Origin of the sequence: Sutcliffiella halmapala (assembly GCF_050107295.1) — a bacterium.
In the GTDB taxonomy this organism is placed as follows: domain Bacteria; phylum Bacillota; class Bacilli; order Bacillales; family Bacillaceae_I; genus Sutcliffiella_A; species Sutcliffiella_A halmapala_A.
This window is the reverse complement of sequence record NZ_JBNIKR010000001.1, coordinates 565,457-580,701: the sequence shown is the minus strand read 5'-3', so window position 1 is coordinate 580,701 and position 15,245 is coordinate 565,457. Positions and strand designations below refer to the sequence as shown.

General features: G+C 43.4%; 18 protein-coding genes and 1 pseudogene. 7 read left to right on the top strand and 12 right to left on the bottom strand.

The window, feature by feature from the left end; translation table 11 throughout:
• Positions 1-12: 12 nt before the first annotated feature.
• Positions 13-882: a DMT family transporter gene (locus ACQCT5_RS02805; RefSeq protein ID WP_499638781.1), complete on the bottom strand. Its 870-nt coding sequence runs from the start codon at positions 880-882 to the stop codon at positions 13-15.
• Positions 883-1,167: 285 nt separating this feature from the next.
• Here ACQCT5_RS02805 and ACQCT5_RS02800 point away from each other — a divergent pair, with 285 nt between their 5' ends.
• Positions 1,168-1,335, top strand: a complete 168-nt coding sequence (locus ACQCT5_RS02800; protein ID WP_499638779.1) for a hypothetical protein — start codon at positions 1,168-1,170, stop codon at positions 1,333-1,335.
• A gap of 228 nt (positions 1,336-1,563) precedes the next feature.
• On the opposite strand, the gene ACQCT5_RS02795 is transcribed toward ACQCT5_RS02800, so the two are convergent.
• The 3 genes from ACQCT5_RS02795 to ACQCT5_RS02785 are packed head-to-tail and all read right to left on the bottom strand — an operon-like array spanning position 1,564 to position 4,246.
• Entirely contained in the window at positions 1,564-2,985 is a 1,422-nt protein-coding gene (locus ACQCT5_RS02795; protein ID WP_499638777.1) for a mercuric reductase, read from the bottom strand.
• Between the two features lie 6 nt (positions 2,986-2,991).
• A complete protein-coding gene (locus ACQCT5_RS02790) occupies positions 2,992-3,579 on the bottom strand; it encodes a CDP-alcohol phosphatidyltransferase family protein (RefSeq protein ID WP_499638775.1) in 588 nt (195 codons plus the stop codon).
• Complete coding sequence (locus ACQCT5_RS02785; RefSeq protein WP_499638773.1) at positions 3,572-4,246, bottom strand: TVP38/TMEM64 family protein; 675 nt, start codon at positions 4,244-4,246, stop codon at positions 3,572-3,574. The genes ACQCT5_RS02790 and ACQCT5_RS02785 overlap by 8 nt, the downstream gene beginning before the upstream one ends.
• A 39-nt stretch (positions 4,247-4,285) precedes the next feature.
• On the opposite strand from ACQCT5_RS02785, the gene ACQCT5_RS02780 reads away from it, so the two are divergent.
• Positions 4,286-5,362 (top strand): FAD-dependent oxidoreductase, encoded by a 1,077-nt coding sequence (locus ACQCT5_RS02780; RefSeq protein ID WP_499638771.1) that lies wholly within the window; start codon positions 4,286-4,288, stop codon positions 5,360-5,362.
• A 23-nt stretch (positions 5,363-5,385) separates the two neighbouring features.
• On the opposite strand, the gene ACQCT5_RS02775 is transcribed toward ACQCT5_RS02780, so the two are convergent.
• From ACQCT5_RS02775 to ACQCT5_RS02755, 5 genes are all read right to left on the bottom strand, one after another.
• The gene (locus ACQCT5_RS02775; RefSeq protein ID WP_499638769.1) at positions 5,386-6,342 is read right to left on the bottom strand and encodes an ABC transporter ATP-binding protein; all 957 of its coding nucleotides are present in this window, start codon (positions 6,340-6,342) and stop codon (positions 5,386-5,388) included.
• Positions 6,343-6,348: 6 nt separating this feature from the next.
• Positions 6,349-7,137, bottom strand: coding sequence for an ABC transporter permease (locus tag ACQCT5_RS02770; protein ID WP_499638767.1), 789 nt, complete (start codon positions 7,135-7,137; stop codon positions 6,349-6,351).
• Positions 7,138-7,152: 15 nt separating this feature from the next.
• On the bottom strand, positions 7,153-8,016 hold the full coding sequence (locus tag ACQCT5_RS02765) for an ABC transporter permease (protein ID WP_499638765.1): 864 nt from the start codon (positions 8,014-8,016) through the stop codon (positions 7,153-7,155).
• The gene (locus tag ACQCT5_RS02760; RefSeq protein ID WP_499638763.1) at positions 7,994-9,226 is read right to left on the bottom strand and encodes an ABC transporter substrate-binding protein; all 1,233 of its coding nucleotides are present in this window, start codon (positions 9,224-9,226) and stop codon (positions 7,994-7,996) included. The genes ACQCT5_RS02765 and ACQCT5_RS02760 overlap by 23 nt, the downstream gene beginning before the upstream one ends.
• A gap of 153 nt (positions 9,227-9,379) precedes the next feature.
• Positions 9,380-9,622 (bottom strand): glutaredoxin family protein, encoded by a 243-nt coding sequence (locus ACQCT5_RS02755; protein WP_499638761.1) that lies wholly within the window; start codon positions 9,620-9,622, stop codon positions 9,380-9,382.
• Positions 9,623-9,709: 87 nt separating this feature from the next.
• Between ACQCT5_RS02755 and ACQCT5_RS02750 the strand changes: the two genes are divergently transcribed.
• From ACQCT5_RS02750 to ACQCT5_RS02740, 3 genes are all read left to right on the top strand, one after another.
• Positions 9,710-10,390, top strand: coding sequence for a Crp/Fnr family transcriptional regulator (locus ACQCT5_RS02750; RefSeq protein WP_499638759.1), 681 nt, complete (start codon positions 9,710-9,712; stop codon positions 10,388-10,390).
• A gap of 72 nt (positions 10,391-10,462) precedes the next feature.
• Entirely contained in the window at positions 10,463-10,969 is a 507-nt protein-coding gene (locus ACQCT5_RS02745; protein ID WP_499638757.1) for a peroxiredoxin family protein, read from the top strand.
• A 75-nt stretch (positions 10,970-11,044) separates the two neighbouring features.
• Positions 11,045-11,704 carry a haloacid dehalogenase type II gene (locus ACQCT5_RS02740; RefSeq protein ID WP_499638755.1) on the top strand — a complete coding sequence of 220 codons (660 nt, stop codon included), beginning with the start codon at positions 11,045-11,047 and terminating at the stop codon, positions 11,702-11,704.
• A gap of 234 nt (positions 11,705-11,938) precedes the next feature.
• Here the strand turns inward: ACQCT5_RS02740 and ACQCT5_RS02735 are convergent, their stop codons facing one another.
• Positions 11,939-12,373 carry a hypothetical protein gene (locus ACQCT5_RS02735; RefSeq protein WP_499638753.1) on the bottom strand — a complete coding sequence of 145 codons (435 nt, stop codon included), beginning with the start codon at positions 12,371-12,373 and terminating at the stop codon, positions 11,939-11,941.
• A gap of 220 nt (positions 12,374-12,593) precedes the next feature.
• Between ACQCT5_RS02735 and ACQCT5_RS02730 the strand changes: the two are divergent.
• Positions 12,594-13,134, top strand: a pseudogene (locus tag ACQCT5_RS02730) (ABC transporter permease); the annotation flags it as partial.
• Between the two features lie 58 nt (positions 13,135-13,192).
• Here ACQCT5_RS02730 and ACQCT5_RS02725 read toward each other — a convergent pair.
• Positions 13,193-13,612 carry an Lrp/AsnC family transcriptional regulator gene (locus ACQCT5_RS02725; protein ID WP_499638751.1) on the bottom strand — a complete coding sequence of 140 codons (420 nt, stop codon included), beginning with the start codon at positions 13,610-13,612 and terminating at the stop codon, positions 13,193-13,195.
• Between the two features lie 221 nt (positions 13,613-13,833).
• On the opposite strand from ACQCT5_RS02725, the gene ACQCT5_RS02720 reads away from it, so the two are divergent.
• Positions 13,834-14,385: a cysteine hydrolase family protein gene (locus tag ACQCT5_RS02720; RefSeq protein ID WP_499638749.1), complete on the top strand. Its 552-nt coding sequence runs from the start codon at positions 13,834-13,836 to the stop codon at positions 14,383-14,385.
• A 212-nt stretch (positions 14,386-14,597) separates the two neighbouring features.
• On the opposite strand, the gene ACQCT5_RS02715 is transcribed toward ACQCT5_RS02720, so the two are convergent.
• Positions 14,598-15,056, bottom strand: a complete 459-nt coding sequence (locus tag ACQCT5_RS02715) for a 2-thiouracil desulfurase family protein (RefSeq protein ID WP_499638747.1) — start codon at positions 15,054-15,056, stop codon at positions 14,598-14,600.
• Between the last annotated feature and the right edge of the window lie 189 nt (positions 15,057-15,245).

The window sequence follows — 15,245 nt, the reverse complement described above, 5'->3', positions numbered from 1 at the left end:
GTTTCTAGTTATTTATTTTATTTGTGCGGCAGCATTTTGTGGAACTGCCGGTATCCGTTTTCTTGAAATTGCGATGGAAGCGCCAATAATCAACGCACCACCCATAATGGAGAGAATGCTCAGTGTTTCACCCCAGAACAGAAATCCCCACATGACATTGAAGAAGATGCCTATGTAACGGACAACCTCCACCACTATTACATTTTCGTGCGTAAAAGCACTTGTCAGCACAAGCTGCCCCACCAGGGAGACCACCCCGATACATACCAGGTAAATCCATCCGCTCAAGGAAGGCATCACAAACTCATTCCACATCAATGGAATGGAGACCAGCGTACCCGATGCTAAAAAGTAAAACACAATTTCATACTTATGATGCCTGCTGCTTAAAAATCGGATAGAGGTGGCTGCACATGCAGCAAGAAAAGCACTCAAGATCCCTACCAGCGCATAAACCGTGTACGAATCATAGCTTAGGGGATTAATCAAAAGCATGGCACCCAGGATGAAAAAAGGAAAAAGTATGTACAGTTGTTTGTTCATTCCCTCTTTCAGAAAATAAGCGGAAAGGATTACAGCAAAAAATGGTGATAAATGAGCTAGAATACTAGCATCGCCCAAGGGTATATGGGCAATTGTGAAAAAGTAGGCCAACAGATAGAGCGCCCCCAATGCACCTCGAAGGATAAGCATCGGAATGCCTTTTTGGGAAAATGTTACCGCCGCCCTTCTCATCAGGTATAAAATAAGTACAGTACCAATCACACTTCGAAAGAAAACAATTTCTGAAATGGGAATGGTTTCACTTGCCGCTTTCACAAAAACATTCATGATGCTAAAAGTGAATGCCGAAGCAATAGCAAGCATGATCCCCTTTTTCAATACTTCCTCCTCCCCTTTACGAATAATATTTATATCGAATAAAAAGTAATCATTACGATTTAAAGCGTAAAAAAATAATTAGTTGTTCCAGTTATTATTCATTTTATTAATCGTAACTATTCTTATTTACGGATTAACTATACAGAATACCCCCACGTGCCGTCAATAAGAAATTTATTATTTGTTTATTCCAAAATTCCCTGGAACCACTATAGCCAGAAAATGATTGATGGGGTTCTAATACGGGAATAGTAACTAAATAGTACTATAACAAGGAGGGCTATCATGAAAAATAAAGAGAAAATCATCCGTGATAAAGATGCAGAAAACGCTATTGAAAAGATTAATGAAGCCTATAACGAGGAAGGAAAAACTTCCACTGATAAAAAGCCCGATGAAAAGGAAGCGAAACAACAGTTGAAAGAGGAAATGGAGAAAAGGAAAGAAGAATAGAAAGAGCCTCCGGATTTTCGGAGGCTCTTTCTATAGACAAACTCGCGGCCAAGGAAGATATCCAATAAAACCACAGGGTCAGTTTGGTCCTTCATTAGCTCGATGAAGGACCTATCACAGCATTAGAACGATAGATTGGTTCCTCATCAGGGGGCGAAGGATAAAAAAACATTGGTAAGCAGCCTTTCGTAGATAGTCTATGAAATTCTAATCTACCAATATCCAAAATCAGCTCTTCCACCGCACATATTTCTCCAATATCTTCTGCACCGGTCCTTCAAACAGGGTTTCCCGCCAGTAAAGGTCAGCGGTTTGCTGAACTGCCGCACTGTGACTCGGATAGGGATGGATGACATTGGAAAGTGCACCGATTTTCTTGTTGAATTCTTTGGCTGCAACGATCTCCTGCATGAAGTCGCCGGCGTGCTGTCCGATTGCATGGGCGCCAAGGATATAGCCCTTTTTATCCGTAATGACTTTGACAAAGCCTTCCGTTTGATGATCGGCGACAAACCGGTCGACATTGGATAACGGTACACGGAACACTCTGATGTCATTCCCCTGATCCTGAGCTTCCTCTTCAGTTAATCCGAGATGAAAGACTTCTGGAGATGTGTATATAACCCATGGCACATTGTCGTAGCTGACTTTCCGCCGCAGTCCCAGGAGTGCGTTCTGCACGACGAGCTTCCCTTCCATTCCTGCAACATGGGTGAAGGGGAATGCGCCGTTGACGTCACCAACTGCATAAATGTGGGAGACATTGGATTCCAGTCGTTCATTGACGGTGATGTAGCCTCGTTGATCAGTGAGGACACCCGCTTTTTCCAGTCCTAGTGATCCAGTATTCGGTATTCTGCCAGCCGCTACAAGTATTTCATCCACCGGGAGTTCACTCCGCACTCCTGCTCTCTTCACGAACAGGATTTTCTTGCCGTCCCGCATTTCCACTTTTTCCACAGAAACTTCGGTCAGGATGGTCAGTTCTTTTTCCAACAGCTTTGACATAGCCTGACTGATTTCTTTGTCCTCTTTACCAAAAAGAATTGGCGAACTATCAATGACGGTTGTCTCACTCCCCAACCGTGACATGGCCTGTGCTAGCTCCAATCCGACAGGTCCTCCACCGATGACGGCGAGCTTTTGCGGCAGCTCACTCAACCTGAATATACTTTCATTTGTAAGGAATCCACATTCTTTCAGCCCTTCCACCTCTGGAACTAATGGACGGGAACCAGTGGAGACGACGATTTTTTTGCCATAAAGCAGTTCATCTTTCACCCTCACCTCATGGGGAGACTGAAAGCTTCCCGGGCCAAAATAAACATCGACACCAAGCTTACGGAAGCGCTCGGCATCGTCGTGCTCCTGGATATGGGAGATGGATACCCGGACCCGATCCATCACGGCTTTCATATCGACGGCGCCGGATGTTTGAAGACCGAGACCATCCAGAGAGCGGGCTTCATGGACTCTGTTGGCTGTTTCGATCAGTGTTTTAGAAGGAACACAACCATAGTGCAAGCAGTCTCCCCCAAGCAGGTCATTTTTTTCGATCAGGGCCACTTTTCCACCCAATGAGGCTGCACCAGCGGCAACAGTCAGTCCGCCAGCACCTCCTCCAATAACAATTAGATCATACTTTTTCATTCCGCTTCACTCCTTATCCAATATTCGCTTCGCTTCCAATAGCCGCTGTGTGCCGGTGAAGGTCTCCACAAAAAAGAATAATAGCGTGGTCCATAAGACATAAGCAGGCAGGAGCATCATGATGGAGAGAAACAGGAAACCTTCCGTTCTCTCCGCGAGGCCTGCTTGATAGTAAAAGGATTTGACCCCCTGCTTTTCCGATACGGCCCCTACTGTCAGGAAGACGGTCATGGAAAAGATAATCGATACACTCAATAATAGGAGCGCCCATTGGACATCAGGAATGGCAAAAGCTATGCCGAGGATGACACTGATTTCAACAAGCCGGTCAAACGTCACATCCATGACTGTTCCAAAGGCGGATGGCTTCGTCTGACGTGCCATCGTGCCATCGACCGCGTCCAGATAGCCGCTCAGCCATAAAACGATGACGGCGATGATAGGGAAGCCGAAGTAAAAAAAGATCCCGGATGAAACTCCTATCATAAAGGATAGAATGGTGACCTGATTGGCGCTCAGGCCAAGCCTCAGAAAGCCTCTCGCTGTCTTATCGATGGCCGGTTGTACATATTTTCTAGCATGGGTATCAAGCATCTGTTTTTCCTCCTGCTTTAGTCAGACCGAGCTTTTCCCGAAGTTTAGGGCTTGCAATTATCGGAATGATGGTGATAAGTAAAAATACAAGGACCGCTGCGATTACAGTAAATTTATTATCCCCAATAATGCTCGATCCCAAAAAGTTATAAGCGAAAGTTCCCGGGATGATGCCGAGCAAAGTACCCAACACATAAGGCGCAAATTTCACTCTGGATGCTCCTGCAGCATAGCTGATCAAATCAAAGTTTAATAGAGGGATCAGCCTTAGTAGGAGCACATAGACAAATCCGCGTTTTTCTAGCTGCTCGGTGATCTTTTTCATTCTTGGACCGATCGTCTTCCCTTTCACGAAGGCTGTGCCCACTTTCCGGGCTACAAGAAAGGACACGATGGCACCCGCAGTCGCACCGATGATGGTATAGACTGTTCCCCATAGCGCCCCAAAGGCCAGGCCTGCCGTCAGCGACAGGACCGAGGCGGGAAACAGGATCAATGGCCGGACGGTATAGAGCAGTATGTATAGAACCGGAGCGAATGCCCCATAGGAAAGAATCCATTCCCTGATATCCTGTGGACTCAGATTCAAGTATTCTTTGTTGATATACAGCAGGACTACAATTATGATTGCAATACCAATTATTTTTCCAGCATTCTTCTTTGACATAGTATCATCCCTATTTTTTTGAGTGAGGTGTAACACAGAATGGAAACGGTTATTCTTGTCGGCGGCGGCCATGCCCATATACAATGCTTGAAACAGCTCCAGGAAGAATCAATCCCTGACACGAGGATCATCCTGGTGTCCTCCAATAACTATCAATACTACTCCGGGATGTTCTCAGGCTTCACCGAGGGTCTTTATGTCGAGGAGGACATTCGGATAGACTTGACCGAGCTTTCCCGTAAGGCAGGTGTACAGTTCATCGAAGCGACTGTCACAGAACTCGACCCTGAAAACAAAAGAATCGTCCTTGATAAGGGTGAAGCCTTGTCCTACAGTGTCATTTCTTTTGATATCGGATCCGGGACGAATCATGGATTTCTTCCCTCAAGCGCGGTCCGGACGGTGAAGCCGAATCACACCTTCCCTGACACGATAAAAGAACTCCGTGATTCCCCGTCTCCTGTGATTGTCGGGGGAGGCGCTGCGGGTGTGGAAATCAGCTTGTCCATCCTCGCGCGTAAAAAGCGACTCGGGCAATCCGGGCACGTGACTCTGATAAGTTCATCCCGCCTTCTTCCCGGTGCGCCTAAGGGAGCTTCTGCCAGTCTCGAAGAATTATGCAGAAGCAAAGGGCTCCAAGTCTTTGTGGACGAAGAGGTAGAAAATATTGAAGATCAGATTATCCGAACGAGCAATCGCTCTATCAAGCATTCCGGAGTCCTGCTGCTCACAGGGCCAGCCTCCTCGCCGCTTTTTCGGGAAGGTGGTGTAAGCTGCACAGAAGACGGGTACCTGCTTGTCCGGAATAAGCTGCAAAGCGAGAGCCATCCGGAGATCTTCGGTGCTGGGGATTGCGTGACCCTCTCCTCCTACCCGGAGCTTGCAAAGAATGGTGTCTATGCGGTGCGGCAGGGAACAGTGCTGTGGGAAAATATCAAACGCACGTTAGCGAAAAAGGAACTGACTACCTTCGAGCCACAGAAAAGGTTCCTTTCCATTCTATCCACAGGCGGGAAAGAAGCGATGCTCCTGTACGACAGGTTCTATTTTCACGGAAAATCCCCCTGGAAGCTCAAGAACAGGATCGATCGTTCCTTTATGAAAAAGTATACATGACAGCTGGGTTCTTCACCCTGCTGTCATTCTACTGTTATCACATCTTCTTCCTTCTCTATTCCTATCAGAAGTTCTTCCCCTGCCTGATAGTCGTCCTCTGCCAGAATGGTCAACTGCTTTTGGTTGTCTATCAGTTTAATATCGTAAAAGACTTTTCCGTGCTTCATTCTTTTATTCACGATAGTTGCCTTCCAAGATCGGGCATTGGTTTCTCCATGTTTAATGACATGGAGTTTTTCGGTATGTACAAACGTAGACGGATTGAGCATGAACCCGTCTGAGTAGAACTCTGCCACAAAAGTGCTTTTCGGATGGTAGTAGATGTCGGACGGGTCGCCAATCTGCTGGAGTCTACCTTCCCCAAAGACTGCCACCCTGTCCCCCATGATCATCGCCTCTTCGATATCATGTGTGACAAAGATAGCAGTTGTGTTCTGCTCTCTCAGCAGCCGCTTCACCCAATCCCTTGTTTCCTGCCGAAGCGCATTATCGAGACTGCTGAACGGTTCATCAAGCAGGAGCAGGCTTGGACTGGTGACCAATGCACGGGCAAGGGCCACGCGCTGCTGCTGCCCACCTGACAATTCATAGGGCATGTATGCTTCATAGTCTGTGAGATTGACCTTCCCGAGAAATCTTCTTGCTTTTGCCGTTTTCTCTTTTTTACTTCCCCGCTGAAACTTGAGGCCGTACATGACATTATCGAGTACCGTCATGTGCGGAAAAAGAAACGGCTGCTGAAACATCATGACAACCGGCCTTTTGTTGGCAGGGACTGTGGTCATTTCTTTTTCTTCGATATAGTAGGAGCCGCCAGTCATTTCCTCGAGTCCTGCCAGGCATTTGAGAAAGGTCGACTTTCCGGTGCCTGATGGACCGACAATGCTGACGATTTCACCCTTTTCCATCGTAAAGCTGACCGATTCAAAAACGGACGACGACTTTTTATAGGCTTTTTTCATATCCTGAATGACAATCATGTAAAATCACTTCCTGAAAGAACGGTTTTTATAGGGATTCATTAAATAGAACATACCTTCAAACAGGATGACCACCAATATCGGAAGAATCGCAAACAAGAGCGAAAAGCTTGCGATCACAGAGGTGTCGACACTGTTCAAATAGGGAAAATACAGCAGGGCCAAGGTCAACACATTCCCTCCCCCGATGATGGCGGTGAGGGCGAATTGACTGAGTGAGATGACAAAAATGAGAAACACTGCACTGCGAAAGCTTGAGATCATCTGCGGAAGGTACACCGAGTAGAACGCGTACAGCTTGTTCCCGCCAAGTGTCACCACCTGATTCTCAAAGCCCCCGCCAAGCCGTTCAAAACCGGCGCGGAAAATCTTGATTGAATAGGGAACCGTCGGAATCAGGTGGATCAGAATCACACCGAGCATCGTGTCACTCAATCCCACGCGAATCATGGCAATATGAATGCCCATGACAACAGCGAGACTTGGGATGAGGATCGGGAGGATCAACAGGGTTTCAAGCCATGCTTTTCCTTTGAAAGAGTGAAAGGCGAGCTTTCTTGCTGCAGGCAGGGCGATGACAAAGTTCAGGAGTATAACACTGATCCCAATTGCAAAGCTTGTAAGCACCGCTCGGATCAATTGTGGCTCTCTCATAAGTACCGACCAGCCCCTCAGGCTTAAACCCGGTGGCAGCACCTCTCCCCATCTCCAGTTGAAGGCAAAACTATTTAATAAAAGTAATAGGACAGGCGTGAGAAAGAATAGCGCCCACACGAAATGCCAAGTTCTTTTCATAGAATCATCCATTTTCTAGTTATTTCCCCTCATCATCTGATAGCGCTTCTTATTCATCGAGGAGGATGCTGCTGCCGTGATGAGCAGAATCAGGACGGTAATACAAATCATAAATGCGAAAGATAATGGTCGTTTGCCCCAATCTCCCTGGAAGAACCATTCATACGCGACGACCGATACCATTTGCGGGTAAGTTGTGCCGAGCAGATAAGGCAGCTCGAATGCTGCGATGACAAAGGCGAAGACAATGATCCCCGCCTCGACCAGCACCGGATAGACCCATGGCCATTCGACCGTCTTGAAAACATTCCACCTGCTTCCCCCAAGGGTCCTTACCACCTGTGGCAGCTCCTTAGGCATATTCATATATACCGGCATAAGGAGCAGTACCACAAAAGGGACCTCTTTTGATATATACGTAAGGATGATACCAATTCCGTATTCATCCTGAATGATCAGCGGAAAGGAGGACGAGGTCTCAATGACACCCATTTGATGGAGAATCGATGAGAGCCAGCCCGTCTGTGAAAACAGGAGGATCATCATGTATCCCCAGACAAAGTGTGGAAAAAGCATCGGTAGCCAAAGCAGGCTCCGCGACCTTCCACTCAAAAGCCTATGATGCAAGAGCTTTGTCACACCCAAGCCGATCACAAGGGAGCAAAGGGTGGAGACACCTGCGATGAATAGACTGTAGGTCATCGAATCCCGGAAGCGTTCCTCTTTAAACAATGCCGAATAATGCTCCCACGTCCAGCTTGTGCTGCAGGCGACACTTTCACAAAATGAAAGAAAGAGCGCATAGAGTACGACAAGGCTGATCAGGATAAGCGCAGGCAGAAATGCCAGAAAGTGCTTAGTCTGTCTTGACCACTTCATTGATCCAATGCTCCTTTAGCCAGTTCACATACTTCGCGTCCACTTCCGGAAGGTTTTTAGCGGCAAGCACCTCAGGCGACAGGACGGAAGCTCCTCTATCCATCGACTCCAGCTTAGCCTTGTCTTCTTCCGATAGTAGACTCGGGTCCAATGCAATGTTTTCTCCCCAGTAGGTGGAATCATACTTTGTTAGCTGTGCTTCCGGGGAAAGCAGATAATTGATGGCCGCCATTGCCCCTGCTTTGTTTGGACTGTTGAACGGCACCGCCAGGAAGTGCGTATTGCCGATTGATCCTGAGTCCATAATGAAGGATTTCGTGCTCTTTGGGAAGTTTCCGTCTTTGATCAGGCTCTCGGCACGCGCTTCGTTATACCCGAACGTCATCCACACTTCCCCCTGGTTATACAGGCGGTCGAGCTCCGTCAGGTCGGAAGGATAGGTTTTCCCTTCTCTCCATAGATAAGGCTTGATGTCCCTGAGGTAGCTCCAGAGATTCTCCTCCCCTTTTTCGAGCAAGTCTTCACTGTAGCCGAATTCTAGTAATTCATCCGGACTTGCCACCTCTTCATATAGGAGATGCCTCAAGAATGCATTCCCCGTAAAATCGGAAGCTTCCGGATACGTGAATCTTCCTGGATTCTCCTTGACCCAGGCTTTCAGCTCGTCGAAGGAATTGGGAGGTTCAGCTACCTTCTCTTCATCATAAAAATAGACAAACTGCACCTTGCCCCATGGCGCCTCCATTCCTTCCACTTCCGTCCCGAAGTCATACTGGATATCGAGGCTTTTAGTATCAACGTACTCCTGCACATTCGGCAGTTTCTCTGTAAAAGGTCCGACCAGGAGCTCATTGTCCTTGGCATTTTTGAAGTTCTCGCCGTTGATCCAGATAACATCAATGGTTCCCTTCTCTTTTCCAGCCTTCTTTTCATTGAACAGCTTTTGCAGGATCTCGTTCGTATCCATCGGAACCCGCTCAAGCGTAATATTATGCTCCTCTTTCAAGCGCAGGGCGACAAATTCATCCATATAACGGTTGATCCCGTCATCCCCTCCCCACATATACATGCGGACAGTCGTCCCATGTGCGGACTTTTCTATTTCACTCCAATCCTTCTGCAAGAGCTCTTCTGCATTCTGCCCGCTTTCAGACTGGCAGGCTGCAAGCAAAAGAACGGATATGATCATTGCGGCAAGCTTCTTTATCATGAATGGCTTCTCCCCTTCACTATTTGTATCAGATACACCTATCATACTATTAATGGGTGGGTGGTAAGAACTTTAATGTTCTGTGGGATGTGCAGGTAAAACTGGCTTAGTACTCATTATTTTTATATAAGTCCCATCCCTGTTATGATTTACTTATCTGGTGGGATTTAAAAAGGATATTTGCTGCAAAAGGCTTAACAGTGTTCTGCCTTTATATATAGATCGAGCAGTCAGAACAACCGGAACCGTTACTTCACCGATTATTTCCTGTAGCTCCTGTGCTGCTTGGGGCACTTCTAGGATATTCTTCTCAATAAAAGGAATCTGATAGTGTTCAAGATGCGCTTTGACAGAGTAACACCTTTGGCACCCATCCATTGTATAGAATGTAATCAACTGCATCCCCCCCTACATTAACATTATCATGTTGGTTATTTATTTCCGTAATACAGCTTACAAAATGAATCTAAAGGGAGAAAATTTATGGATAAGATCATGCAGCTTTCCCAAATTACGCTATTCGACGAATTACCGATGAAAGAGCTGAAAGTGATAGACCAACTGAGTGAGATGCGCCCTGTCAGAAAGGGAACCATTATCCTTTCTCCAGATCACCCCATTTCTGCACTGTTTTTGTTGAAAAAAGGACAGGTCCGCTTGTATAGAATGAACGCGCAAGGCAAACAATTTACCGTTGATATTCTGACCGATGGAAACATCTTCGGGGAAACCTCCACTTTATCTCTGACTGACGATCAAATGTATGCCGAAGCAATGACTGATACATATCTCTGCGTCATTGGGGTAGAGGAATTCGAGGAGTTTATTGAAAAGAACCCGAAAATCGCGATAAAATTCATCAGCATTCTATCTAACCGATTAAAAGAAGTCTACTCCATGAGTGAGAAAATCGCGTTAAGCGATGTCAAATATCGAATTATCTTCCTCCTGTTGAAACTTAGTGATAAAACAGGGAAAAGAAAAAAAGAGTGGCAGACCATCAACATGCGTCTAACGCATGCAGACATTGCAAACATGATAGGATCGACACGTGAGACTACGAGCGCCATCCTAAGTCAATTAAAGAAAGAAGGGCTGATCAAGAAGGGGTTAAAGCTATCCATTGACGCAGACAGAGCTTTTCAGCTACTTGATGAATTGTAAGGAAGATTACATACTGTCAGCGTCAAAAGAGATAGGATGTAATAGAAAGATATTAAAAAGGAGGCATTTATTATGAGCAAGCTAGAATTAAATCATGCTGCACCAAATTTCTCTCTACCAATGACAAACGGAGAAAATTTCAACTTTAGCGACCACATGGAAAAACACGATAGTTGGCATCTTCTCATTTTCTTCAGAGGAGCCTGGTGCCCGGTATGTGTACAGGATCTAAAAGCCTTGGAAGAAAACGTCGGATATTTCAAGGAGAAAAAGGTTCATATTATTACTGTATCTTCGGACAAACTAGATGCATTGAAAGAGATGACGGAAGAGCACAAGCTTAGTTTTCCCGTTCTTTCCGATGAAAACCTGGAAGCATTGAAAGCATACGATGTATTCTATCATGGGCCAGATGCACCTTATGAAGACCATGGAACGCATGGTGAGCCTGCCTATTTTCTAATAGATGAAAAAGGAAGACTGCTCTATCAACAAAGACAAACCAGTCCTTTTGGCCGTCCAACTGCAACAGAACTGAGAAAGATTGTGCAATATATTAAAAAGAATATTAAAGGTTGATTGAATATATGGGAAAAGCGGGTATGACTATTCATACTCGTTTTTTTACAATTATAAGGAGAGAGAGGTTTTCAGATGATTACTCCGATTAAAGCTTACGTATTTGATGTGTACGGCACACTATTTGATGTTCATTCAGTGAAAGAAAAATGTGAGGAACTATTCCCTGAAAAAGGAGAAAGCATAAGCCTTACCTGGAGAAAAAAACAGCTTGAATACTTCTTCTTAAGACAATTGATGGGTGATTACGAAGATTTTCAGAGTCTAACAAAGGCTGCCTTACGATATGCGCTTGAAGAACATCACGAAGAATGGAGCAGCCACACAGAACAAACTCTGATTAGTGCCTATTCCCACTTGACGCTTTACCCTGAAGTTGTTGGGGTCTTAAAGAAATTAAGTGAAAATAAAATAGCAATTTTTTCAAATGGAACTCCGGGGATGCTTGACTCTCTAATCTCAAATGCCGGATTGACTCCTCATTTTGATCGGATCATCAGTGTCGATGAAATCAAGCAATATAAACCGACTACTGCTTCCTATAGCTATGCTTTAAAGCAATTAGGTGTTGAGCGGGATGAGGTATTATTCATCTCTTCCAATGGATGGGATATATCTGGTGCAAAAAATTTCGGTTTTCAAACAGCTTGGATTAATCGTGCCAACCTTCCAGAGGAGAAACTAAATCTCTCCCCTGATCGTATTTATAGTGATTTGAAAGGAATAACAGAATAGAATGAGAAAAACAAATCAAGGTAAATAATATAACAATGGAGAACCCCTTTTGGGTTCTCCATTGTTGGCGGTGAACGGTTTTAGAAACGTTACCTTCCTTAAAGAATGTTACTGAAAAATAAAAGAGGAACCGAGCTCTATTACTAAGCTCGGTTCTTTTTTGTTTTCACGGATTTGAAAATGTGATTTTGCTTTTGATGTTGTAAAAACTCGTCAGTTAAAAGGCGATTTTTTTTATTTATTCATTAATTGCAGCACTTCAAGATTACTCTGATCTTCCCCACTGATTTCCAAGCTGTATACCTTCCCCTTTTCTAGATTCAGCGGGAATTTCTCACCTATTGTGACTCTTTTCCGTTCATCTTTTACATCAATAAGAGTCAGTTCAAATAACACTTCCCCTTCTAATGACAAGTCCGCTTCTGTCAGTTCAAACTGAAGGAGCTCTCCTTTTTTCAGTTTGAGGCCATCTTCGGCTTTCATCGTTCCCTGAGAACCTTTCAATTCTTCTTTGTTGTACCAGCTTAGTTCAAGCACGTAGATATCATAATCCGCATTATTCAATACATCTACCACTACCGTGTCTTCTCTAGGCTGGATAACTTCCGTGGAACAGCTGCAAGCAGTTAGACTTAGTACAAGTATAACCGTCAGCATCAGCTTCTTCATTCAATTATCCCCCTTCTTTAAAACCAGTTTACAGTTTTATACCTGGTTCTTTTTTTCTATTATTTTCCTTAATGATACATTTTCACTTATTGTTTATCAATAAATTTTTATCTTTTTTCGTAAGAACCTTATATGTAAAAATCCGTTCATATAGAAGATTTATTCTAAGTTTACAAATGAGGCTCATGTCAAGAGGCCCATAAATAAAGGCGGTATCCCAATGAATCTTGCGTGGAAAGAAATGAGGAAGAATAAAGTGAGGTTTCTGATTTTTGGTTCCATTGTGTTTCTTATCAGTTTTTTTACGTTTATCATTTCTGGTTTGGCCAACGGGTTATCTCAGACAATGCTGCATTAATCAAGGATTTATCGGAGGGGCAATTCTACATGGCGGAGGACGCAGATGAATCCTATAATCTGTCGAGAATTGAGAGCAGTATCCAGGAGAAAGTGTTAACAGATCAGAAGAAAGCTGTGGCACTTTCCATTCAAATGGGGTTTGTGAATGATAAGAGCGACAAGCCACTAAGCGTAGCGTATGTCACCTCGACTGATTCAACACATTTTCAGGATGTTCAATGGAAAGTAAGGGGGTTAAAGAAGGAGACCGCCTGACCGTTCCTTCATCTAGTAAAAAGTTCACAGTAAAAGGATTTGTCGACCAGAAGAAATTCGGCCATGCACCAGTTGCTTTCATTAACATGGACGATTACAAGCTCATGCATAGGGTGGAGGAAATGCAATTGATTTTCATAGTTGGAATGGGCGGTTCCCGCATCCGCATGGCCCCCTATTCTGGAAGATAAACACTTGTGCCGCTTAAATTATTTTGTTAGAAACCGGCGAAGAAAGGTTTATCATAGTGTATGGTTCTCCGTATTCCATTGCTGAATCAATGAATTCTTCCAATAACTCATTCGTTTCCGTTATTACCTTAACAAGATAACTATATTCCCCGGTCAGTCGATGGCATTCAACAACGATGGAACTATCCTTACAAAATTCTCTAAATGCCTTACAACGATGGGTTTTAATTAATACAAATGCTTTAACTGATTTATGTATTTTATTTGGATTAATTTGAGCTTTATATCCCTCTATAACCCCTTGATCCTCTAGCTTTCTTACTCTCTCTGTGACAGCAGGGACAGACAAAGAAATTTTCCTTCCCAATTCAGTCATGGATATTCTGCCTTCTACTTGTAAAATATCTAATATTTGACGGTTTACATTATCCATAATCTTTCACCTTCATATTTTATTTAAAATCACATTATTTTCTATTTTATTTAAGGATAACAGTTCAACTACCTTAAAAAAAGTATGTGTTCTCTTTTATTTTAGAAATAAAATAAGTGTAAGCCAATTGAGGAGGTAAAACATGGGGTTAGAGAAATGGCCGAAACCAATCAGGGTATGTCCCATAAGCTACCTATAATTCTGTAAAGGGAGAATGTTCAATGAACAAAGCACTGATCATAATAGATGTCCAGAAAGCATTTGATGATCCCAAATGGGGAATACGAAACAATTTGGATGCAGAGAAAAATATAAAGTCGTTATTAACTAAATGGAGGGAAAACCAATACGAGGTGGTCTATATTCAACATACATCCAAAAACCCTCAATCTGTTTTTCACCCAGAAAATGAAGGGTTCCTTATAAAAGAAATAGTAAAACCTCATGAGAATGAAACGGTTTTAACAAAAGAGGTCAATAGCGCATTCATAGGCACATCACTTCAGCGTTATATAAATAATTTTGGAATTAAGGAAGTAGTCATTACCGGTTTAACTACTCCCCATTGTGTGTCTACGACCACCAGGATGAGCGGAAACTTAGGATTTGAAACTTACCTTATATCAGATGCAACAGCTGCGTTCGGCTTAATAGATCATAACGGGAAATACATGGATGCCCAAACCGTTCATGATGTTTCTCTTGCTACTATTCATAATGAATTTGCTACTGTCTTATCAACTAAAGATTTTATCGAAAGGCATTTAAAATAGTGAGTGTGGAAGGATACTTTTTGAAAACTGTGTTGGGATAATATTTTTCAAGATTTAATCTATCAAAAGGCATATAAAATAGAGGTTGATACATATGAGTCATATTTCATATATATCAACCTTTACTTCTTTTTCCATAATCGCGCCCGATCGGGGATTTAACCCTTTCATTAAATTAAAGCGCCTGTTAATGGAAAATAACTCGATTTAAATCAACTGAGATCATCGCAAAACTGTTCTTCTGAAATTACTTGTAATCCGTTTCTTTTGAGTAAAGCAGTTGTAACACCATTTCCAACAATTTTCTTACCTTCAAAATCACCATTATAAATCATTGAACTTCCACAAGATGGGCTATACTCTTTAAGAACAACCACATTTGCATGAACCTCTTTGGCCTTTTTTAAAGTAGCATAAGCCCCTTTTATGTACAGTTCCGTAACGTCTCTACCTGACTTCTCGACTACTTTAGCTTTCCCATCCAATACATCTTCCCCGTTACCACCTAATATCTCAGCAGGTTCTCTGGGAGTTAAAAATCCACCAAGCAATTCCGGGCATACAGGTATTGCCTTATTCTCTTCTATTAGTTTACTGATCTTATGATCTAAACTATGCGTACCGTTATATCTTACTTCAAAACCCGCTAAACAAGAACTCACTAATATCATTGATAACACCTCATTGTTCCTAATGACTTTGTACAATAACTCCCTGTTAATTGAATAGCTTAGAGCTTCGATTCACTTTCTAATAGTTACTACTCTTTTACAAGAATGGGAAGCTCTTATTCCAACATCCTGCCAGTTAACGGAACAAGAGCAATTTCTCTATATTTGCATCTTAACATAAATTACCTT

What these genes read in the sequence shown, in the direction of transcription:
- ACQCT5_RS02800 (WP_499638779.1), top strand. Translation starts at nt 1,168, where the DNA reads ATGAAAAATAAAGAGAAAATCATCCGTGATAAAGATGCAGAAAACGCT.
- ACQCT5_RS02795 (WP_499638777.1), bottom strand. Translation starts at nt 2,985, where the DNA reads ATGAAAAAGTATGATCTAATTGTTATTGGAGGAGGTGCTGGCGGACTG.
- ACQCT5_RS02790 (WP_499638775.1), bottom strand. Translation starts at nt 3,579, where the DNA reads ATGCTTGATACCCATGCTAGAAAATATGTACAACCGGCCATCGATAAG.
- ACQCT5_RS02785 (WP_499638773.1), bottom strand. Translation starts at nt 4,246, where the DNA reads ATGTCAAAGAAGAATGCTGGAAAAATAATTGGTATTGCAATCATAATT.
- ACQCT5_RS02780 (WP_499638771.1), top strand. Translation starts at nt 4,286, where the DNA reads ATGGAAACGGTTATTCTTGTCGGCGGCGGCCATGCCCATATACAATGC.
- ACQCT5_RS02775 (WP_499638769.1), bottom strand. Translation starts at nt 6,342, where the DNA reads ATGATTGTCATTCAGGATATGAAAAAAGCCTATAAAAAGTCGTCGTCC.
- ACQCT5_RS02770 (WP_499638767.1), bottom strand. Translation starts at nt 7,137, where the DNA reads ATGAAAAGAACTTGGCATTTCGTGTGGGCGCTATTCTTTCTCACGCCT.
- ACQCT5_RS02765 (WP_499638765.1), bottom strand. Translation starts at nt 8,016, where the DNA reads ATGAAGTGGTCAAGACAGACTAAGCACTTTCTGGCATTTCTGCCTGCG.
- ACQCT5_RS02760 (WP_499638763.1), bottom strand. Translation starts at nt 9,226, where the DNA reads ATGATAAAGAAGCTTGCCGCAATGATCATATCCGTTCTTTTGCTTGCA.
- ACQCT5_RS02750 (WP_499638759.1), top strand. Translation starts at nt 9,710, where the DNA reads ATGGATAAGATCATGCAGCTTTCCCAAATTACGCTATTCGACGAATTA.
- ACQCT5_RS02745 (WP_499638757.1), top strand. Translation starts at nt 10,463, where the DNA reads ATGAGCAAGCTAGAATTAAATCATGCTGCACCAAATTTCTCTCTACCA.
- ACQCT5_RS02740 (WP_499638755.1), top strand. Translation starts at nt 11,045, where the DNA reads ATGATTACTCCGATTAAAGCTTACGTATTTGATGTGTACGGCACACTA.
- ACQCT5_RS02735 (WP_499638753.1), bottom strand. Translation starts at nt 12,373, where the DNA reads ATGAAGAAGCTGATGCTGACGGTTATACTTGTACTAAGTCTAACTGCT.
- ACQCT5_RS02725 (WP_499638751.1), bottom strand. Translation starts at nt 13,612, where the DNA reads ATGGATAATGTAAACCGTCAAATATTAGATATTTTACAAGTAGAAGGC.
- ACQCT5_RS02720 (WP_499638749.1), top strand. Translation starts at nt 13,834, where the DNA reads ATGAACAAAGCACTGATCATAATAGATGTCCAGAAAGCATTTGATGAT.
- ACQCT5_RS02715 (WP_499638747.1), bottom strand. Translation starts at nt 15,056, where the DNA reads ATGATATTAGTGAGTTCTTGTTTAGCGGGTTTTGAAGTAAGATATAAC.